Origin of the sequence: Arthrobacter sp. Alg241-R88, assembly GCF_900537115.1 — a bacterium.
Taxonomy (GTDB): domain Bacteria; phylum Actinomycetota; class Actinomycetes; order Actinomycetales; family Micrococcaceae; genus Arthrobacter.
Window position 1 is genome coordinate 326,996 of record NZ_UNRG01000004.1, and the last position, 20,223, is coordinate 347,218.

At 64.0% G+C, this 20,223-nt stretch carries 18 protein-coding genes and 1 pseudogene; 11 read left to right on the forward strand and 8 right to left on the reverse strand.

Annotated elements, in window-relative coordinates; genetic code table 11:
* Positions 1 to 72 precede the first annotated feature (72 nt).
* Both G6R19_RS12210 and G6R19_RS12215 read left to right on the forward strand, forming a co-directional pair.
* Positions 73 to 573, forward strand: a complete 501-nt coding sequence (locus tag G6R19_RS12210; protein WP_163165249.1) for a DUF456 domain-containing protein — start codon at positions 73 to 75, stop codon at positions 571 to 573.
* A 41-nt stretch (positions 574 to 614) separates the two neighbouring features.
* A complete protein-coding gene (locus G6R19_RS12215; protein WP_163165251.1) occupies positions 615 to 989 on the forward strand; it encodes a nuclear transport factor 2 family protein in 375 nt (124 codons plus the stop codon).
* A gap of 1 nt (position 990) precedes the next feature.
* Here G6R19_RS12215 and G6R19_RS12220 read toward each other — a convergent pair whose 3' ends face one another.
* Entirely contained in the window at positions 991 to 1,197 is a 207-nt protein-coding gene (locus G6R19_RS12220) for a hypothetical protein (protein ID WP_163165253.1), read from the reverse strand.
* 153 nt (positions 1,198 to 1,350) lie between these two features.
* Here G6R19_RS12220 and G6R19_RS12225 point away from each other — a divergent pair, with 153 nt between their 5' ends.
* Positions 1,351 to 2,328: a hypothetical protein gene (locus G6R19_RS12225; RefSeq protein ID WP_163165255.1), complete on the forward strand. Its 978-nt coding sequence runs from the start codon at positions 1,351 to 1,353 to the stop codon at positions 2,326 to 2,328.
* A gap of 11 nt (positions 2,329 to 2,339) precedes the next feature.
* Here G6R19_RS12225 and G6R19_RS12230 read toward each other — a convergent pair whose 3' ends face one another.
* On the reverse strand, positions 2,340 to 2,993 hold the full coding sequence (locus G6R19_RS12230; protein WP_163165257.1) for a LysE family translocator: 654 nt from the start codon (positions 2,991 to 2,993) through the stop codon (positions 2,340 to 2,342).
* A gap of 105 nt (positions 2,994 to 3,098) precedes the next feature.
* Between G6R19_RS12230 and G6R19_RS12235 the strand changes: the two genes are divergently transcribed.
* Complete coding sequence (locus G6R19_RS12235) at positions 3,099 to 3,554, forward strand: Lrp/AsnC family transcriptional regulator (protein ID WP_163165259.1); 456 nt, start codon at positions 3,099 to 3,101, stop codon at positions 3,552 to 3,554.
* Positions 3,555 to 3,557: 3 nt separating this feature from the next.
* Here G6R19_RS12235 and G6R19_RS12240 read toward each other — a convergent pair whose 3' ends face one another.
* Together G6R19_RS12240 and G6R19_RS12245 are read right to left on the reverse strand one after the other, a co-directional pair.
* Positions 3,558 to 4,016, reverse strand: a complete 459-nt coding sequence (locus tag G6R19_RS12240) for an Lrp/AsnC family transcriptional regulator (RefSeq protein ID WP_163165261.1) — start codon at positions 4,014 to 4,016, stop codon at positions 3,558 to 3,560.
* A 75-nt stretch (positions 4,017 to 4,091) separates the two neighbouring features.
* Positions 4,092 to 4,763, reverse strand: a complete 672-nt coding sequence (locus G6R19_RS12245) for a response regulator transcription factor (RefSeq protein WP_163165263.1) — start codon at positions 4,761 to 4,763, stop codon at positions 4,092 to 4,094.
* Positions 4,764 to 5,006: 243 nt separating this feature from the next.
* Here G6R19_RS12245 and G6R19_RS12250 point away from each other — a divergent pair, with 243 nt between their 5' ends.
* From G6R19_RS12250 to G6R19_RS12275, 6 genes are all read left to right on the forward strand, one after another.
* Complete coding sequence (locus tag G6R19_RS12250) at positions 5,007 to 8,285, forward strand: efflux RND transporter permease subunit (protein ID WP_163165265.1); 3,279 nt, start codon at positions 5,007 to 5,009, stop codon at positions 8,283 to 8,285.
* A complete protein-coding gene (locus G6R19_RS12255) occupies positions 8,282 to 8,740 on the forward strand; it encodes a hypothetical protein (protein WP_163165267.1) in 459 nt (152 codons plus the stop codon). Before G6R19_RS12250 ends, G6R19_RS12255 begins: the two co-directional genes overlap by 4 nt.
* A gap of 6 nt (positions 8,741 to 8,746) precedes the next feature.
* Positions 8,747 to 11,887: an efflux RND transporter permease subunit gene (locus tag G6R19_RS12260; RefSeq protein ID WP_163165269.1), complete on the forward strand. Its 3,141-nt coding sequence runs from the start codon at positions 8,747 to 8,749 to the stop codon at positions 11,885 to 11,887.
* A 365-nt stretch (positions 11,888 to 12,252) separates the two neighbouring features.
* Positions 12,253 to 13,149, forward strand: coding sequence for a tRNA glutamyl-Q(34) synthetase GluQRS (gluQRS, locus tag G6R19_RS12265; RefSeq protein ID WP_163165271.1), 897 nt, complete (start codon positions 12,253 to 12,255; stop codon positions 13,147 to 13,149).
* Positions 13,150 to 13,234: 85 nt separating this feature from the next.
* Positions 13,235 to 13,450: an AsnC family protein gene (locus tag G6R19_RS12270; RefSeq protein WP_163165273.1), complete on the forward strand. Its 216-nt coding sequence runs from the start codon at positions 13,235 to 13,237 to the stop codon at positions 13,448 to 13,450.
* A 60-nt stretch (positions 13,451 to 13,510) separates the two neighbouring features.
* Positions 13,511 to 14,164 (forward strand): HD domain-containing protein, encoded by a 654-nt coding sequence (locus tag G6R19_RS12275; protein ID WP_163165275.1) that lies wholly within the window; start codon positions 13,511 to 13,513, stop codon positions 14,162 to 14,164.
* Here G6R19_RS12275 and G6R19_RS12280 read toward each other — a convergent pair.
* The 3 genes from G6R19_RS12280 to G6R19_RS12290 form a co-directional block, all read right to left on the reverse strand.
* On the reverse strand, positions 14,142 to 15,395 hold the full coding sequence (locus G6R19_RS12280) for a low temperature requirement protein A (RefSeq protein ID WP_163165277.1): 1,254 nt from the start codon (positions 15,393 to 15,395) through the stop codon (positions 14,142 to 14,144). The two genes, G6R19_RS12275 and G6R19_RS12280, sit on opposite strands and share 23 nt — an antisense overlap.
* Positions 15,396 to 15,413: 18 nt before the next feature.
* Positions 15,414 to 16,739: a GNAT family N-acetyltransferase gene (locus tag G6R19_RS12285; protein ID WP_163165279.1), complete on the reverse strand. Its 1,326-nt coding sequence runs from the start codon at positions 16,737 to 16,739 to the stop codon at positions 15,414 to 15,416.
* Positions 16,740 to 16,886: 147 nt separating this feature from the next.
* Positions 16,887 to 17,375, reverse strand: coding sequence for a universal stress protein (locus G6R19_RS12290; RefSeq protein WP_163165281.1), 489 nt, complete (start codon positions 17,373 to 17,375; stop codon positions 16,887 to 16,889).
* A gap of 237 nt (positions 17,376 to 17,612) precedes the next feature.
* On the opposite strand from G6R19_RS12290, the gene ggt reads away from it, so the two are divergent.
* On the forward strand, positions 17,613 to 19,466 hold the full coding sequence (gene ggt / locus G6R19_RS12295; RefSeq protein ID WP_163165283.1) for a gamma-glutamyltransferase: 1,854 nt from the start codon (positions 17,613 to 17,615) through the stop codon (positions 19,464 to 19,466).
* A gap of 91 nt (positions 19,467 to 19,557) precedes the next feature.
* Here ggt and G6R19_RS12300 read toward each other — a convergent pair.
* A pseudogene (locus tag G6R19_RS12300) lies at positions 19,558 to 20,223 on the reverse strand (amino acid permease); the annotation flags it as partial.

Consider the following 20,223-nt stretch of genomic DNA (forward strand, 5'->3'; position numbering starts at 1 on the left):
CTGAATTCGCCCTCCCGCGCAGGGGAGGCACCGCCGTCGTTCTCTCAGCGGGCCCAACCATAGACTGGGTCCATGAACTCCGAGAGCGTGGTGACCGTCCTGTGCGGCCTGGCAATTCTTGTAGGCGTGGCAGGCACGGTTATCCCGGTGCTTCCGGGCAGCATCCTGATCGGAGCAAGCCTGCTGGCATGGGCCATCTGGGGCGGAGCGGGCACGGCGGGCTGGGTGGTCTTCGCCATCGCCATGGTATTCGTGGTTGCCGGTATGGCGGCGGGCGCCGTCCTCACGGGCAGGAAGCTCAAGGAACACGCCATACCCAGCAGGAGCATCGCCGCCGCACTGGTTACGGGTGTGGTGGGAATGTTCATCATTCCCGTGGTGGGACTCTTCGTCGGTTTCGCTGCCGGCCTCCTGCTCAGCGAGTTCCTCCGCACCCGGAACATCAGTACGGCGGCGACCTCCAGCTGGGCCGCCCTTAAAGCAACCGGGCTGGGCATGCTCGTCGAGTTCGGACTGGCGTGCCTGGCCGCGAGCACCTGGGTGGTCGGCGTGTGGATCGCCGCCAACAGCTAAAGCGCTTGCGGGCCGGATGCGCCAGGGCGTACAACGGCACCATGACTGAGCGAAGTTCAGCACGCGAGCAGGTGTCCGCGTGGATGGAAAAGTACCAGGCCGCATGGGCCAGCAATAAAACCGAGGACATCCGTGCACTCTTCACCGAGGATGCACGGTATGAGACGCGGCCCCATGACCCCCAGGCGTGGCACGGGCAGGATGGAATCGTGGACGGCTGGCTCGCCGCCCGCGATGAACCCGGCGACTGGACTTTCAGCTGGGAGCTGCTGGGTACGGACGGCGACACTGCCTTTATCCAGGGGGTCACCACCTATTCGGGCGAACGCCCCACCTATGACAACCTCTGGGTCCTGCGCCTCGACCAGTCCGGCCGGGCTTCCGCCTTCACTGAGTGGTTCATGGAAAGGCCCTGAGCTAGAGGCCCAGTCCTCCCAGTTTGTCCCCGAGGCCGCCGGGAAGCTTCCCCAGCAGATCGGCGGGATTGATGCCCAGCTTGGACAGGAGTCCGGCGTGCTGGTCGGTGTCCACCTGGTCCGGCAGCTCGGACTCGGCCTGGGCTGCCTTGTCATTGTCTCCCTGGTTCCTGAGGAGCTCGAGGATCTGGGACTTGTCGATTTGCACGGCATTCTCCTTTTCTGATGAGGAAACTGCTAAGGGTGGTTTCCACCCTTACGGAAATATCGGGACCGGGCAAGGGCCGGCGGGTCGTCCCGTCCCGGCGCGGCCGTCTCCAGGGGCCGCCCGGCTGTCAGAAGTCCCGGTTAGCATGGAAAGATGACCGCCGGGGATACTGCACCGATCTATTGGGACAGGCGCGACCTCACGCCCTTCGGCCAGCCCCAGCTGCGCACGCCCGTCCATGACCTTGCCGGGGGAGTGGGTGGCCTGCTCACCGGCGTGCTGGGCGGCCGCAACCCGGCGCTGCTCTCTGTGGACGGGGAGGTTCCGCGGCTGAAGCGGATGCTGCCCAAGCCGGCCAGGGCGGTGCACGAGGCAGTCTTCACGAGCCGCCAGCCCGAACAGCTGATCACGCTGGCGCGCGCCTACCCCGGGTGGGCCGGCCTTTGCTACCTCATGTCCGGGCTGCTGGTCTACAAGCAGGGCGGCTACCTGCGCGCTTCCGAGCTCCTTCAGCGCGGGCTGACCACCAGGAATGAAGACGAAGCCAACCGCTATTCCTCCACCTACCTCACCAGGATCGTCACCCGCATCGAGCTGGCCGAGCGCGTGGAGATCCCTGTCCTGTTCAGCGAGGAGTCGGTGTTCCTGGCACTGGCGCACGCCCTGCGGGAGACGGGGCGCACTGAGGCGGCGCTGGACGCCCTGACCGGGCTGCCGCCGTCGCTCCCCATGGCCTTGGCGCGCTGCTCGCTCGCCCTGACCCTGGGCCGGAGCCGGACGGTGATCGACTGGACCGACGGGCTGCTCAACGCGGATGACCTCTCTGCCGCGCTGTTGCTGGTGCGTGCCCGGGCCCTGCGGCGCGAGGGCCGGCTGGATGCGGCGAACCAGGCCCTTGCAGAGGTCCTCCGACGGCGGAAGACCCACCTCACCCTGCGGAACGACGCCCTCACGGACCGGGCACTGCTGCTTCTTGATTCCAGCCGCAGGTCACTCAATCCGCGCGACTGGGGACGGCGGCACGAGGATCCGGTGCCGCAGCGGGAAATCGCAGCGCCGGTTCCCATCCGCAAGGACGAGGAGATGCGCCGGATCTGGGAACAGGATTGGAAGAAGCTCAGCGACGAGTAGGTTCGCTCTTGCTAGCTTCCTGCGAACCGGGCTCCGGAAAACATCGGCAGGAGCTGTTCGCCGAGCAGTACGGCGCCAAGCGCCACCATGATCACCCCGCTGGCCAGCGTTACCATCCGGGCGGCTTCCGGCCTGCTCTGCAGCAGGGTACGGGACAGCAGGGCGACGGCGGTGTACACGAGCCCTGCGAGCAGCACGAACGTCAGGCCCAGCAGGCCCGACTGCACCGGGACAGGCAGGGACGCCTCCGCGCTCACGAACTGGGGAACGAGCGCCACATAGAAGAGCAGGCCCTTAGGGTTGATGCCGCTGGTTCCCATGCCCTGCAGGAACGTGCGGAGCCGGGTGCTGCCGTCATTGCCGGCCCCTGCCGAAAAGCTGGCTGCGCGCCAGGAACGAAGCGTGCTCGCCCCCAGCCACATCAGGTAACCCGCGCCGGCCAGCGTGATCCAGGCAAGGACGCCAGGCATTCCCGTGAGCAGGGCAGCAAGTCCCGCCACCAGTAAGGCTGTGTGCAGGACGTATCCGCTGCACAGCCCTGCTATCGCGGGCACAAAGCTGCGCTGCCTCAGGCCCGCAGCGATGGAATATGCCCAGTCCACGCCGGGCGTACAGGCCAGGGCCGCGGCCACCAGCACAAAGGCTATAAACAGCTCCGCGTTCATTGTTTCTCCTGCCAGGTGGTCTGTCAGGAGAAACCTTAGATACTTTTGCCGCGGAAGTGCTTTCCCTTTTCGCGCGTAAGGCGGCGAAAGCGGTAAGATTTTTGCGTGATCGACCATATCGACCGTAATATTTTGCGCCACCTCAAAGAGGACGGCCGCATCACAGCCACCGCACTTGCCGGCAAGGTCGGTCTAACTGTTGCCCCTTGCCACCGGCGGCTGCGCGATCTGGAGCAGTCGGGCGTCATCCGGGGCTATCGGGCGGACATCGATCCATCGGCCGTGGGCCTGGGGTTTGAGGCGATCGTGTTCGTGACCTTGCGGCAGGTGGACCGCTCCACGATGGAGGTCTTCGAAAACCGAGTCGCAGACAACCCGAACATTGTGGAGGCCCAGCGGCTTTTCGGTTCGCCCGATTACCTGTTGAAGGTTATCGCCGAGGACCTGCCCGCCTACCAGCGCTTTTACGACGCCGAACTCACGTCCCTGCCGGGCGTGGAACGGCTCACCTCCACCCTGGTCACGAAGAACCTGAAGTCCAACGCGGGTCCGCCGGTCTAGCCGTCAGTTGTTGAGCAGGCCCGTAGTGCGGTAGGGGATGACTTCGCGGAGGAACATGCTGGTGGAGGTTCGCACAATGCCCGGGCAAAGCCTGATTTCCTCCGAGACACGGTAGAGGTCATCCGGGCTTGTCGCGACCACGCGGATCAGCAGGTCCGTGTCCCCGGCCGGCGCGTGGCATTCGAGCACCTCGGGAATTTCGCGCAGCGCGGCAATGGCCTCGTTGAGGTGGCTCTGGTCCAGTTCGGCGCTTACGGCAGCGGCCACTCCGCGTCCCAGCGCGGCGGGAAGCACCCTGCTGCTGTTGGGGCGCAGGGCTCCCGATGCCGTCATTCGTTCGAGCCTGCTTTGCACCGTTCCGCGGGCCAGGCCAAGCCGCTGTGCCAGGACCATGATGGGGACGCGCGGATCTTCGTCCAGGCCCTGCAAGATGCGCTTGTCGGTGGCGTCCAGTTCCTGCACAGCCCGTCCTTCCCTTCAGGATTCAGCACCGTAACCCCGGTTCAGGAGCGGACAAAGTCAGCTGGCCCAACTGTATTAGCCGGAGGCCACCAGGCCCAGCTGGCGGGCAATCACTACGGCTTCGAGCTGCGAATGGACTCCCAGCCGGGAGTGGATGGCCTTTACATAACCACGGCAGGTGTTTTGGGATATACCAAGGGTCTTGGCGTTCGATCGCACGTCCTTCCCCTCCGCCATCAGCCGCAGCACTTCCATCTGCCGCCTAGTCAACAAAGGCACGGCTGACACAGGGGCTGGTGGCTGCGCCTGTTCTCCGAAAGAAGCCAGGATCTGCGGATCGACTTCGATTATCCCGGCATGGGAATGCCTGACGGTGGCAAGGAGCTTGGTAAGGGGCGTGTCCCTGGCCAGGAACGCGGAGGCACCGGCAGCGGCCGCCTGCGCCAAGCCCTGTCTGGTGGGCTCGCTGGCCAGCATCACCACCCGTATTCCCGGCAGTGCAGCGACGATTTCTGCAGCAATTGCGGTGCCCCGGTGGTCCAGCTGGCCGCAACCCATGACCACGACGTCCGGCTGAAGAGTTCGGCACATATGGAGGCCGAGCGATGCGTTCCTGGCGTAACCCAGGCCCTGAAGGTCCGGTTCACGGTCAACTGCCAACGTCAGCAATTCCGCAAATGAGGTGTGGTCATCAATTACGAGGACAGTCGTTTGGGATACGCCGCTGTCAAGAGCTTCTGCCGTCATTGCCATTTTCCCCAATCACCGGTTTATACGCGCCCCGTTGCGCACTAAGTACCCGGTTCCCGTTATGCCAAAGTATGCGCCGTTTCCAGCCTCGGGGTATAGGTGAATGACCCCCTTCCTGAGGGCGGAAACCCCCTATTTTGGGGGTCCGCCTAACTAATCTGGGGACTGTCTGCCGATCCTGCGCAGGGGGAAGCTTAGAGCACTGGCAATGAGGCCACCACCCTGCAGCTTGGATGAGCGATGACCGGTTTATTTGCACGATGGAGTTTCCAATTTCGGCTGCTGATCCTGGCATTGGCTGCGGGAATAATAGCGATGGGATTCTGGTATTTTCCCAGGTCCTCAGTAGACGCGTTGCCCGAATTTGAGCCTGCCCAAGTTGAGATCCAGACCGAGGCCTTGGGACTGTCCGCCCTCGAAGTCGAACAACTGATTACTTCACCGATGGAAGTGGACCTCCTTAATGGAGTCGCGTATCTGGATGAGATCCGGTCGCAGTCGGTTCCGGGCCTTTCCTCCATCCAGTTGCTCTTCGAGCCGGGGACGGACCTGCCACGGGCGCGCCAACTTGTTGCCGAGCGCCTGGTTCAGGCCCACTCGCTGCCGCGGGTTTCCTCACCCCCCGTTCTGATGCAGCCGAAGTCCTCCACCAGCAGGGTCATGATGGTCCGGCTATCGTCGTCAGACGTTCCGCTCATCGACATGTCCGTCCTTGCCAGATGGAATATCAGGCCACGCCTGATGGGTGTTCCCGGGGTTGCCAACCTTTCAATCTGGGGCCAGCGTGAGCAGCAGATGCAGGTGGAAGTGGACCCTCAAGCGCTTCAGGCGCGGGGGGTAACACTCAACCAGATCATTCGGACAACAGGCAATGCAGTGTGGGTATCGCCACTGACGTTCCTCGAGGCCTCAACACCGGGAACGGGCGGCTTCCTGGAAACGGATAACCAGCGCATTGGGATCCAGCATGTCCTGCCGATCACCACCCCAAGCGACCTGGCGCAGGTCAGCGTCGAAAACGTGACAGGCGCTCCGCTGGTACTGGGTGATGTGGCAACAGTCAGGGAAAACCACCAGCCGCTCATCGGTGACGCTGTGGTGGATGAGGACCCCGCCCTCATGCTGGTCATAGAGAAGTTTCCTGAGGCCAACACGGCCGAAATCACAGCAGCGCTCGAAGCGGCTTTGGAGGACTTGAAGCCTGGCCTTTCGGGAATCAACGTGGACACAAGCGTCTACCGGCCTGCAACTTTCCTTGAGTCCGCGGTGCAGAACCTGAGTACGGGCTTCATCGTCGGCCTGTTGCTGGCGGCCCTCCTCCTGGGACTCTTCTTCAAGTCCTGGCGGATGGCCCTTGTGGGTCTGATTGTCCTGACAGTATCCGCGGCGGCAGCTTTGCTCATGCTGTTCGTGCTCGGAATCGGGCTGAACGTCATGGTCTTCGCCGGGCTGATTCTGGCTCTAGTCGTGGTTGTGACCGACCTCGTGACTGACCTGAACGGGCTACGCCGGCGGCGGGAGCTTTCCGCCCCGGGTACCGGCCGGCGGGCTGCGGCTGCAACTTCCACTGACGCCGCGGATGGCGGGAGCATGGACGGCGGCCCGGCGGAGCCAGAGGTGAAGGCGGAGCCACGGATGGCACTCATTACTGCCGCCCTCCAGCAGACGCGCAATGCAATCATCTTCGCCGGACTTACCATGGCGCTCGTCCTGCTGCCCGTGCTGTTCCTGACAGGGTTGAACCAGGCCCTTTTTGTTCCCTTGGTCCTGTCCTTCCTGCTGGCGCTCGCGGTCGCCCTGGTGGTTGCATGGCTCCTGACCCCGGCGTTGGCCCTCACCTTCATGGGGGGCGAGGAGCGCTCTCTACAGCTCCCGGGCAAAATCAGGACAGGCATCCGGACAGCATTCGAACGGAGCGCCGCGAAATCCCGGTGGGTGTTGGCGGCAGGTGCTCTGCTCGCGGTAGCTGCGGTAGCGGGCGTTCCGCTCCTGGCTGCCGGGCAACCCTCGGTAACTGCACTTCAGGACCGGATCCTGCTGGTGCAGTGGGACGGGATGGCAGGGACGTCGAACACCGAAATGAGCCGGATATCCGCACTTGCCAGCAAGGAATTGAAGAACGTACCCGGAGTCGCCAGCGTGGGCGGGCACGTGGGCCGTGCCATCACCTCCGACCGGGTAGTCGGGGCAAATTCAGGGGAACTTTGGGTAACCATGGAGGCGGACGCCGACTACTTGAATGTGGCCGAGGCTGTGCAAGAAGTTGCGGCAGGCTACCCAGGGATCAGCGGCAGCGTCGTCACATATGGTCAGAACCGGCTCGATGCCGAACGCAGCCGGTCAGAACATGAGTTCTCGGTCAGGGTCTTCGGGGTAGATCCCCAGGTCCTGCGGGAAACGGCGGAAGACGTCAGGGAGATGATGTCCACCACGCCAGGCCTGGTTGACCCGCAGTTGTCCCTTCCCCAGCTCCAGCCCATCGCCGAGATCGAGGTTAACCTGGACAAGGCACAGGAAGCCGGCATCAAACCAGGTGATGTGCGGCGTGCAGCAGCCACCTTGCTGCAGGGTGTGGACGTCGGCTTCCTTTTCGAGCAGCAGAAGGTCTTCCAAGTGGTGGTGAAGGGAACTCCGGCGACCAACTCGAGCCTCACCAGCGTTCAGGAGTTGCTCATTGACAAGCCTGGCGGTGGCCATGTTCGGCTCGGGGAGCTGGCGGATGTCCGCATTGCGCCCAACGAATCGGTGATCACCCACATCGATACCTCCCGCCACATCGACGTGGTAGCCCAAGTGGACGGCAGGTCCACCGGGGACATCACGTCAGATGTCAACGCCAAGCTGGCCAACCTTGATTTCCCCATGGAGTATCACGCACAGGTGCCGTCCCAATACTCCGAGCGGCAGGACACTATCCAACTGGTCCTGGCCGTCGCCGGGGCAGCCCTGATCGGTGTCCTGGTCCTCCTCCAGACCGCGCTGGGAAGCTGGCGCGTGGCACTGGTTGTATTCCTTGCGCTGCCCCTCGCCCTGGCAGGCGGTGTCTTGGGCGCATTCATCACAGGCGGGATCGGATCCCAGGTGACTCTCCTTGCCTTCGCGGCGCTGTTGGCCATGGCTGTGCGTGACTCCATCCTGCTGGTCCGGCGCGCCCAATCGCCGGGCGCTGCCGACACCGCGGCAACTGTTGAGGCGCGGGAGGAAGCCCCCGTACAGGGTGGTTCGCGCTCCTCCATTTTGCAGGCGGCCCAGGAACGCGTGGTCCCGCTTGTGATTGCTGCGGTTATCAGCGCTGCATTCCTGATCCCCTTGGTGGTACTGGGGGGAGTGGTTGGCAGGGAAACCATCCTGCCCTTGGCCGTCGTGGTATGGGGTGGCTTGGTGACACATGCCCTGCTTGTTCTGTTTGTCCTTCCAACCCTCCTGATCCTGTTTGGCACTGGCGCCCCGGAGGATCCCCTGAAGTCACAAGGCCCCACCGACGCCGCGGGGCCCCCTGTAAGAACGGAAATATCATGACGACTGCAAACGTGCCTTGGAAGCGCCACCTGCTTGGTGCCATGGTTATGGCTTGCCTGGTCTGTGGCCCCGTGGCCGCATGCGGGGAAGTGCCTGAGGCGGCGCCGGCCGCAACCGGGCTGGAAGCGGCCACCTTGGAGGAGGTTGACGGGCAGGAAGTCAGCCGCATCACCTTGACGGAGAAAGCTGCAGAACGGCTGGGGGTGGCTACAGGCGCGGTGGAGACCGTCGAGGGTAAACTCCAGGTTCCCTACTCGGCCCTGATCTATGACGCCACTGGCGGCACCTGGGTCTACACCAACCCTGAGCCGCTGGTGTTTGTCCGGGCGCCCGTGGCGGTTGAACGGATCGAGGCTCCCGCCGTGAAGTTGACCAGCGGGCCCCAGCCTGGCACCAGGATCGTAACGGTAGGGGCAGCCGAACTCCTGGGTGCTGAACTGGATACGGCGCACTGACCAGCTATGCGCAAGCTTATTGCTTTCAGTCTCAAGTTCCGCTCGGTGGTGGTAGCGCTCGCCGTCGGCATCATGATGGTTGGTGCCGTCCAGATCAGTTCAGCTTCGGTGGACGTGTTTCCCGAGTTCGCACCGCCCCGGGTGGAAATCCAGACCGCCGCCCTGGGCCTGACCGCCGCGGAAGTGGAGGAGCTGGTCACGGTTCCGCTTGAGGACGCGCTCAACGGCTTGGAGGGGCTGGACGAGCTGAGGTCAAAGTCGGTTTCCCAGCTGTCCTCAGTTCTGATGATTTTCGATCCCGGTACTGATCTGCTGAAGGCGCGGCAGCTGGTTTCGGAAAGAGTCGCAACGGTCACGCCGACGCTGCCCAGCTGGGCCACGCCACCGGTGATGCTGCAGCCCTTGTCCTCCACGAGCCGGGTCATGAAAATCGGCTTGTCCTCGGACGAGCTGAGCCTGATCGAAATGTCCATGTTGACCCACTACAAGCTGCGGGCACACCTGCTCTCCGTTCCGGGGGTGGCCAACGTTGCCATCTGGGGTGAACGGAAGGAAACCCTTCAGGTGCGCGTTAAGCCTGACCGGCTGCTGGCCGAAAAGGTTTCCCTGGAACAGGTGATGTCAACCACCAATGACGCCATGCACGCCGGACTGCTCAAGCACTCCTCCGGCAACATGGTAGGCACCGGCGGCGTTGTTGAAACGCCCAACCAGCGCGTTGGCATTTCGCACGTCCTGCCAATCAAAACCCCTGAGGATCTGGCCAAGATCACTATCCAGGAACGCGACGGGAACCCCCTGCGCCTGGGCGACGTGGCCGACGTCGTGATGGACCATAACCCCCTGATCGGTGACGCCGTCATCAACGACGGTGAAGGCCTGATGCTCATCGTGGAGAAGCTGCCGTGGGGCAACACCCTCGAAGTGACAAGGGGAGTGGAGGAGGCGCTGGAGCAGATGGCTCCGGCACTGTCGGGAATCGACGTCGACACCGCCATTTTCAGGCCGGCCACCTTCATAGAGCAGTCGCTGGAAAACCTGAGCCTGGCTCTGCTGCTGGGCATCGTGCTGGTCATGATGGTGCTGGGAGCCTTCCTTTTCCAGTGGCGGACGGCCCTCATCAGCCTGATTGCCATCCCCTTGTCCCTCATCACAGCAGGCGTGGTCATCATGTTGACCGGCAGCACGGTGAACACCATGGTGCTGGCCGGCCTGGTCATCGCCGTGGGCGTTGTGGTGGATGACGCCATCATCGATATCGAAAACATCATTCGACGGTTGAGGCAGCATCGGGAAAGCGGAAGCGGCCGGTCCACCGCATCCGTTGTGCTGGAGGCTTCCATGGAGGTCCGTGGGCCAATCGTGTACGCCACCCTCATCATTGTGGTGGCCGCGGTACCCATCTTCTTCCTTGAAGGACTCACCGGGGCTTTCTTCCGTCCGCTGGCAAGCGCCTATACGCTGGCGGTGTTCGCATCCATGCTGGTGGCGCTCACGGTCACTCCAGCCCTTGCGCTCATCTTCCTGCGCAAGGCTCCGCTGGATCCGCGGGACCCGCCATTGGTCCGGGTCCTCAAGCGCGGCTACCACAAGCTCATGTCCCGGGTTATCCGGCGCCCGGGGCCCGGCTACCTCGCTTTTACCGCCCTGACGCTCTCCGGCGTCCTGGTGGCCCCGTTGCTGGGCCAGGCACTGTTGCCTTCGTTCAAGGAGCGCGACTTCCTCATGCACTGGGTGACCCAACCGGGCACGTCCCTGGCCGAGGAGGTCCGCATCAGCGAACGGGCCTGCAGGGAGTTGCTGGCGGTAGAGGGAGTCCTGAATTGCGGCGCCCACATAGGGCAGGCGCTGGCGGCAGATGAGGTGGTGGGGGTGAACTTCGGTGAGAACTGGATCAGCGTGGATCCCTCGGCCGATTACGACAAAACCCTGGCCGCCGTGCAGGAAGTAGTGGACGGATATCCAGGGATCCACCGCGACGTGCAGACTTACTTGAAGGAGCGGATCCGTGAGGTCCTCACCGGCGAAGGCGACGCGGTTGTAGTCCGGGTATACGGCGATGACCTGGAAACTTTGCGCGAGCTGGCCAAGGAAGTCGAGGAGGTGATGGGAGGCATAGACGAGGCCGTCGAGGAGCACGTATCGCTGCAGGTGGATATTCCGCAGGTGGACGTCGAGGTCAACCTCGAGGCGGCAAAGCGCCATGGCATCAAGCCCGGCGACGTCCGGCGGGCTGCGGCAGCTATGGTGGCCAGCGAGGAAGTGGGCGACCTGTGGCGGGAAGGCAAGGTCTTCGACGTCCGCATCTGGAGTTCCCCGGAGACGCGTTCAGACGTAACCAGTATCGGCAACCTGCCCATCGATACTCCGTCCGGAGTGCCGATCCGGCTCGCCGAGGTGGCGGACGTGAGGGTTAGCGCAACTCCGGGCGTTATTGACCGGAACAACAATTCACGCAGGATCGACATCAGCGCCAATGCGGCGTCGGATGGGGAACTGGGTGCCTTGGTGACGAAACTGCAGGAAGAGCTCGCCGAGGTGGAATTCCCCGCCGGCTACCACGCCGAGGTCCTTGGGGAGTTCGCGGAACGCGAAGCCGCCACCCGGCAGCTCCTGACCTTCGCCGCGGTTGCTCTCCTGGTCATTTTCCTGCTGCTCCAGGCATCATTTGGCAGCTGGCGGCTGGCTGCGCTGATCATGTTTACACTCCCTGTTGCGCTCGTCGGCGGAATGTTCGCGGCCTACCTGAGCGGCGGCGTTCTCTCGCTCGGCTCGATCGTAGGGTTCCTGACGGTCATGGGTATCGCGGCGCGCAACGGCATCCTCCTCATCAGCCATTGCCAGCACCTTGAAAAATACGAAAATGAAAAGTTCGGGCCTGAACTGGTGCTGCGGGGCGCGGGGGAACGGCTCTCGCCCATCCTGATGACAACGCTCGCCACCGGGCTGGCGCTGGTTCCGCTGATCATGATGGGCACCATCCCCGGCCATGAAATCGAGCATCCCATGGCTGTAGTCATCGTCGGCGGACTGGTGTCCTCAACGCTCCTCAACCTTTTCATCCTGCCGTCCCTGTACCTGCGGTTCGGGAAACGGCGGACCAAGGCTGAGCCACCCGCTGCCCCGGTGCCCGCACCGGTGGGATAGGCCGCTGGGCCGAAATGGAAGCATATCGATCAATCCGCATCCCGCTCGCCGTAAGCCGTTGGTCAAACTGATCAATGAAAACAGTGCCTGTTGGTCCTCCCTGCCTGTTTTGTGCTCAAATAGTGGCAACGAAGGCAAAAGCTACCGCTGATTCCCTCAGGCTTACAGGCTCCCGGCACACCACCCGGAAACTGGACACCGCTTCCCGCAAGGAGGCCGCCGCTGATTGACACTTGTTCACACCACGGTCATTCTGCAAGCACTTGCAAGAGCCCCTGAGCTACCGACGTCGGATTTTTCGAAGTCAGTAGCTGAGGGGCTCTTGTGCTGTCCGGGCACATTCCCTTCCCGCATAGGGTTGACCCATGACCTCCGCAGGCCGCTTTGCCCCCAGCCCCTCCGGTGACCTCCATGTAGGGAACCTTCGGACGGCAATCCTTGCCTGGCTGTTCGCCCGTTCCACGGGCCGGAAGTTCCTGCTCAGGGTGGAAGATCTCGACCGCGCACGCGCCGGTGCAGAAGCGGGCCAATTGCGGGACCTGGAGGCTATCGGTATTACCTGGGACGGTGACGTGGCCCGCCAGACGACCCGTGGACCTTACTACTCCGACGCGATTTCCCGTTTGCAGGCTGCCGGACTGACGTACGAGTGCTTCTGCACCCGGCGGGAAATCCAGGAGGCACCGTCCGCTCCGCACGCGCCGCAGGGCGCGTATCCCGGGACCTGCCGGCGCCTCGGCCACGCGGAGCTTGAGTTCAAGCGCTCTACGCGGCCGGCCGCCATCCGGCTGCGCGCCGACGTCGCGCAGCACACCGTCCGCGACTTGCTCCACGGCACCTATACCGGCGTGGTGGACGACCTTGTGCTGCGGCGCAACGACGGGGTGACGGCCTACAACCTCGCAGTAGTGGTGGACGACGCTGAGCAAGGCGTTGATCAGGTGGTCCGCGGCGACGATCTCCTCCCGTCCACTCCGCGGCAGGCGTTCCTCGCCGCGCTCCTGAATATTCCTTCTCCGGAATATGCGCATGTTCCGTTGGTGGTGAATGCCGACGGCGTCCGGCTGGCGAAGCGGGACGGCGCAGTGACGCTCCGGGATCTGGCAGATGCGGGAAGCCCTGCCGCTGCCGTGCGGGACCGGCTGCTCGAGTCGCTCGGACTGCCTGCCGGTCCGCTTGAGAAGGCCCTGGCGGCCTTCGACCCGTCCACCCTGCCACTGGAGCCGTGGGTGTGGAGAGGGCTCGGGACTTCCGGGCGCTGATGCCCGCTCTCGCCGACGGGATGCGCGCCACGACCCTTCGTCAACTCTCGTTGACACCTCGAACCTAGTCAACTAATGTTGACGCATGGAGGTGGATCGCATGAAAACGCTGGTGGGATCAATGGACGGAATGGGGCCGGCAGAGGCGCTGCACGCCGTCTCTGAGCTGCAGAAGGAAGTGAGCAGGACAGAATCCTCGCTTGTCCGGAGCGCAAGGCAGGCCGGATTGTCCTGGGAAGCCATTGCGCAGTGCCTGGGGGTGAGCAAGCAGGCGGTTCATCGGAAGTACGGCAAGCAGTAGGCGCACAGACCGGTTTTAGCCGGTTGAGCCCAAGCTGCCTGTTCAGCCTAGGCTTAGGGCATGTCAGACCAGCATGCCGCGGAGCAGAGCCCGGCGCCCAGATTCACGGTTGAGACCGCAAAGGTGCTCGCCGAGGTGGCCCACAACCGGCAGAAGGACAAGCTGAAGCGCCCGTACCGGGAACATGTCCTCGCTGTTGGCGATGCCCTCGCCGATTTCGACGACGACATCCGGATCGCCGGGTACCTGCACGACATCGCCGAAGACACTCCAATAACCCGCCAGGCGCTGCTGGACATGGGCGTGTCCGAGCGGGCTGTGGAAATTATCGAACGCGTCACCAACCGGCTGCACGAAAACCCGGACGACTACCAGGCCGGCATCCGCGAGATCGCTGAGGACCATGATGCTGCGTTGGTCAAGATTGCCGACAACGCCCACAACTCACTGCCCGACAGGGTCCAGGCGTTGGCGGAGAAATGGCCGGACAAACCGCCTGTCACCAAGTACCGTGATGCCCGTCCGGTGCTGTACGCCGCCGTCGAGGTGGAGGAGGTCCGGAAGATTCTTGCCCGGGTCAACCCGTGGCTTCTGGAAGAGCTGGACAACCAGCTGGACGAGGAAGACACCACGGACTACGAGAATCTGTCCTACGGGGAGCCCGATGCCGCCGGCGGGGCGGCCTTCGACGCTAGGACGGCCGGGGAGCAGTAGCCTCGAGCTTCTCCAGGGCGTGGTGCAGCCGGTCGGAACCGCGGCGCTCATCGATGACGATCGACATGCCGAGCGCCAGCACGATCAGCAGCAGGCAGACCGGGACCGAAACCCCTGCTGCCGCCATGCCGACTGATGCGGCCAGCGCCGCCAGTACGCCTGCCGCCACGGTGATGACTGTCCGGTCAGGGCCCACCATCACGCTGTACAGCCAGGTCAGCGAGCCCTTGAACAGTGCCACCGGAACGGCGATGCTGGCCACCGCAACGGCGCCGCTGATGTGTGCCTCGTGGTCGATGAAGTACGCCGCCACGTGCAGCCCGGCGCCGGTGGCGGCAATCGCGGCGAAAATAGGGATGTGGCCGTAGCCGAACAGGAATGACCGGTGGCGCCGCAGGTGCAGCGCGCGTCCGGCGGGAAGCATGAAGTAAATCCACCACATGCCGAAAGCCAAGGCTGTGCCGCCAAAGCCAACCAGTGCGGCGTCCACGCTCCAGCCGTGGTTGGCCACGATGGCGCGGAGCGTCTCGATCGCACCGATGAGGCATTCACCCAAAGCGATGATGGCCAGCAGCCCGTACCGCTCGGCAATATGGTGGGCATGCCACGGTGTCCGGGCTTTGCGCTCGGCGGCGTACGGGGTGGCCATCTCCAGGACGATCAAGGGCACAATCATGAAGAATGTGGTGGGAACGTCCGCCTCGATGATCAGTACCGCAATCCAGCCGAGCTGCACCAGCGCCAGGTATTTGGCGTAGCGCAGGCATGTCTCGCGGCGGGCAGGATCCTGCCTGGCTGCCCGAAGCCATTGGGCAACCAGTGCCAGCCGCATGATCACGTAGCCGCCCACGATCACCGCGTTGTCTACATGCTTACCCTCCACCAGGGAATGGAACATGGGCTCGATTCCCATGGCAAGGATCAGGACGCCAACGATCTGGATCATCGTGACCACACGGAAGATCCAGTCATCGGTGTCGTAGGCGCTGGCGAACCACGTGAAGTTGATCCATGCCCAGATAACGGCGAACATCGCGAAGGAGAACCCCATCAGCCCGGCAACCAAGTGCGCTTCGGCGATCTCATGGGCGAACTGGCTGCCGGCAACGCCGAAGGCGATCACAAAAGTCAGGTCGAAAAAGAGTTCAAGCGGTGTGACGGCTCGGTGCTTTTCATGCGGATCGCGGCCGCCCATGCGCGCCATGGCATGCCGGAGGGGGTTGGAGGACATGCATCAAACGTTACTGCCTTACACGCGCCCCAGGGCGTCGATGTCCTCCAGGAAGTCCTGGTGCACTTCGGCACTGACCGTGGTGCGGGTATCACCAATGGCGTCAAGGTAGTCCTGGGTGGAGGGCCCCTTCCGCACCGCCTCCCGGACTGAAAGTGCGCCGCCGGAAGCCAGCCCGCCGTCGCTGTCCCTGCCGTAAACAACGTTTTCCAGTGCACGCTGGGAGGCGCTCCGGGCGGCATACTCGATGTCCGCGGGGGAAAAGCCCTCGGTTTTGTCCACCAGCAGTTCCACGTCCACGTCATCCACCACCGGGGCGGGGATGAAACGCTGCCACATGGCCTCGCGGGCCTGCCGGTCGGGAAGGCCGATGGGGATGACGTAGTCGAACCGGCCGTGGCGCAGGAAGGCGGAATCCAGGGCCCGGATGAAGTTCGTGGCGCACACCAGCAGCCGGCCCGGCTGTTCCCGGAAGGCCGGGATGATCTTGAGCAGCTCGTTGGTGACGCCCTGCAGCGGCGACGGCGGCTCCCCCGAGCGTTGGGAGGCGATCTCCTCCACCTCGTCGATGAACACCACGGCGTGTTCCAGCTCTGCGATCTCCAGGAAGGTCTCGCGCAGCGCCCCGGCCAGGCCCTGCGGGTCCGCGGCAAGCCGGGAGGGGAACACTTCCACGAAGGGCCATTCCAGGCGGGAGGCAATGGCTTTGGCGAAGGTAGTTTTGCCGGTGCCGGGCGGGCCGAAGAGCACCACGGCGCGGGGCGGGACGACGCCGAATTCGTCGGCGAGGTCGGCCTCGGCCAGGGGGAGGACCAGGCGGCGTTCCAGCAGTTCCTTTTCCTTGCGCATGCCGGCCACGTTTTCCCACAGGTCGCGGGCCAGGACGCGGCCGCCGAGCTGGCCCAGCGCGCCGAGCTCCTGCCGCTGGACGGGGATGGTCCGCTCGAAGTAGCGCAGGTTCTTCTTCAGTGCGAAGCCGCGGCCCAGGAAGGCCTCCACCCGGGTTTCCGATTCCGGCATGAGTGCGGAGAGCTTGTTGAGCCCGTGCGGCGCCATGCGGTTTTCGACGGCGGCCAGCAGCGAGGTGCCGATTCCGCGGCCGCGGTATTCAGGCAGGGTGGCGAGGAAAACGATCCAGCCTTGGTCGTGGGCGGCGCGCCCGACGGCGGCACCCACCACCTGTTCTCCCTGCACCGCCACCACGGCGTGGTCCTTTTCGCAGGATGCCAGGACCTCGGAGAGGGCATAGACGGGTTCCACGTTGTGGGACTTGAGCGTTTCCCAGAGATGCAGGATCCCGTCGAGGTCGGCCGAGTGGAAGTCCCTGATCCGCCAGTTGGTCATACTGTCTCCCGGTTGGTTCGTCGTTGAACTGCTCGATACGCCACCCCTGCGGGCGCCGGCGCCAAGGGGCACTCTGCTGAGCATAGGGGATCGGCTCCCGGCCCGGAGTCGCCGGGGCGTTGCGTTACGCCAGGAAGGTTCAGGCGGCTAGAGCTTGGCGGCGCCCTTGTCCTTGGAGCCTCTCCAGAGATGGTGGTGGCGATGGGTGCTGTCGGCATGCACCACCAGGACCGGGCAGGCTGCGTGCGAAACGCAGGCTGAGCTCACCGACCCAAGGTGCATACCAATGAAGCCGCCGTGCCCGCGGCGGCCCACCACGAGGAGCGCGGCGTCAGCGCCGGCTTCGACCAGTTTGGCCGGGGCTGGGCCGCGGACTATGGCCTGGGTAATCTCCACGGGGGCATCCGGCCCGAACGCTTTGCCGAGAGCCTCGGCCAAGGTCTGCCTTGCGGCTCCTTCAAAGGCGTCGAAGTCGGGCGGAACGTAGCCGGCGTAGATCTGCGGAAAATCCCAGCACGCCATCGCATGGATGCGCGCGTCGAGTGCGGGCGCCAGCTTGGCCGCCAACCGCAGGGCATGCACAGAGGAATCAGAGCCGTCCACACCTACAACAATCTTTGCTTCCAGATTGTTCATCACGGTCCTCCTTGACCGGTACGCTCCTGGACAGTCCTGCTGCAACCGCTGACGGGGCTCCGGACAAGCGCAAAAGGCAGCTTGATGTTGCCCCTCGCAAGCCGTTGAAGCGGCAGGATGGGCTGAGGATAAACCCGGGCCGGGTGCGCGTCAAGAGGGGTAGGCGCAGCCGTTGAGAGTAGATGGGGCGAGGAGTAGCGTGTGATTCACCTCACTCGAACCCATTCAGGAGCAATCATGCCACATCTGGGACGCCGGGTAGCTGCCGGTACGGCGGCGCTGGCGATGAGCGTGACGACCGGAGTATTGGTAAGCCCGGCCTCTGCTCATTCATGGGAGGCCGACGACTCCCACAAGGAACCTGTTGCCGAGGGGTACGGCGGAGCTGTCAGCACCGTTGACTTGGACGCCTCGGCGGCGGCCATCGAAGTCCTTCGCAAGGGCGGCAACGCGGTTGACGCCGCTGTCGCCGCGGCAGCCACCCTCGGCGTGACCGAGCCCTACAGCGCCGGCATCGGCGGCGGTGGCTATTTTGTCTTCTACGACGCGGACACGGGCAAGGTCAAAACCATTGACGGCCGGGAAACCGCCCCTCAGGCGATGCCCAAGGACGCCTTCATCAACCCCGCCACCGGGACGCCTTATGACTTCAAGAAGCAGGCAACCAGTGGAATCTCGGTCGGCGTGCCGGGTACACCGGCAACCTGGGAGCGGGCGCTGGACCGCTGGGGCAGCATGAGCCTCGGGGAAGCCTTGGAGCCTGCCATTGACGTGGCGGAGGATGGCTTCGTGGTGGATGAAACCTTCCGCCTCCAGACGCTGGAGAACAGGGAGCGTTTCCTGCCATTCGAGGCGACGAGGGAGCTTTTCCTGCCCGGCCCGGAGAACGATGCACCCGCAGTCGGAGCCGTTTTCAGGAACGAGGACATAGCCGAGACATACCGGCTCCTGGGGCAGAAGGGTGTCGACGAGTTCTATGAGGGCCCGCTGGCGGAAGAGATCGTGTCCACCGTGCGCAATGCCCCCAGCAGCCCGGGCCAGAGTGCGTTGCCCGGACCTGCGGGCGTTATGACCACCGAGGACCTGGACGACTACAAGGCCCTTGACCAGGACCCCACCCACGTTGAGTACCGCGGGTACGACGTCTATGGCATGGCGCCTTCGAGCAGCGGCGGCACCACGGTGGGCGAGGCACTGAACATCCTTGAGGTGTTTGACCTGCCGTCCCTTCGGGAGGACAAGCCAAAGGTCCTCCATCATTACCTCGAGGCCACCGCGCTCGCGTTTGCCGACCGTGGAAAGTACGTGGGTGACCCGGCATTCGTGGATGTCCCCACTGAGGAATTGCTGGACCCGGTGTTTGGAAAAGAACGCGCCTGCGCCATTGACCCCCACCGGGCGGCCACAAAGCCTGTGGTTGCAGGGGACGTGGGGTCATACGACGGCGCGTGCCCGGCCGAACCAGCGGCGCTGAACCACGCATCGGATACGGAGAACATCAACACCACCAACCTCACGGTTTCGGACAAGTGGGGCAACGTGGTGGAGTACACGCTCACCATCGAGCAGACCGGCGGCTCCGGCATTGTGGTTCCCGGCCGCGGCTTCATCCTGAACAATGAGCTGACGGACTTCTCACCGGTTTACAGCGAAACTGACCCCAACCGCATCGAGCCGGGCAAACGGCCGCGTTCGTCCATGTCGCCCACCATCGTGCTCGAGGACGGCGAACCGTTCCTGGCGCTTGGTTCCCCGGGCGGTTCAACCATCATCACCACGGTGCTGCAGACACTCATCAACCGGATCGACCTCGGCATGAGCGTTGAGGAAGCCTTGGCGGCTCCCCGCGCTTCACAGCGCAACACCGCAAATGTAACTGCTGAGCAGGCGTTCATCGACGCGCCGTATGGAAAGGACCTTGCCACACGGTACGGCCACAATTTCGCCGCTGCAGGTATGCCGGGTACCTCAGCCGCGGAAATCGGCGCAGCCACTGCCATCGAGTTCCTCGATGACAACAAGGTCATTGCTGTGGCCGAACCGGCCAGGCGTGGCGGTGGTTCGGCGATGGTGGTGAAACCATCAGACTAAGCGGGAGTTGAACAACAACTAACGACGGCGGCACCCCAGGTTCCCGAATTCAAGAACCTGGGGTGCCGCCGTCGTACGCCGTGGAGCGGGATTACTTCTTGAAGGTGTCCGCTGGCGGGTTGGCGATGACGGGGGCGGTGCCGGTGAAGCCTTCGCGGGTTTCGGCGATGTCGCGGATGCGTTTGCGGCAGGCGTACCAGCCGAGGACCATCAGGATGGAGGCGATGGCGGTGACGAGCATGGTCAGGGGGGATTCGATGAAGACCATGATCAGGACCCCGGCGAGGAAGAGGATGGAGAGGTAGCCGGTGTAGGGGGCGCCGATCATGCGGAAGGAGGGGCGTTTGAGCCAGCCTTTGTTGGCCCAGCGGTGGAGTTGGATCTGGCACAGGACGATGGTGGCCCAGGTCATGATGATGCCGACGGAGGCGACGTTGAGGACGATTTCGAAGGCGTCGGCSGGGACGAGGTAGTTCAGCGGGACGCCCAGGAGGGAGACGCCGGCGGTGATSGCGATGCCGCCGTAGGGGACGCCGGCTTTGTTCATGCGGGAGGCGAATTTGGGGGCGGAGCCGTTGACGGACATGGAGCGCAGGATCCGGCCGGTGGAGTAGAGCCCGGCGTTGAGGGAGGACAGGGCGGCGGTGAGGACGACGAGGTTCATGATGACGTCCACGCCCTGGATGCCGATGGAGCCGAAGAAGGTGACGAAGGGGCTGACGCCTTTTTCGTAGGAGGTGTAGGGCAGCAGCAGGGC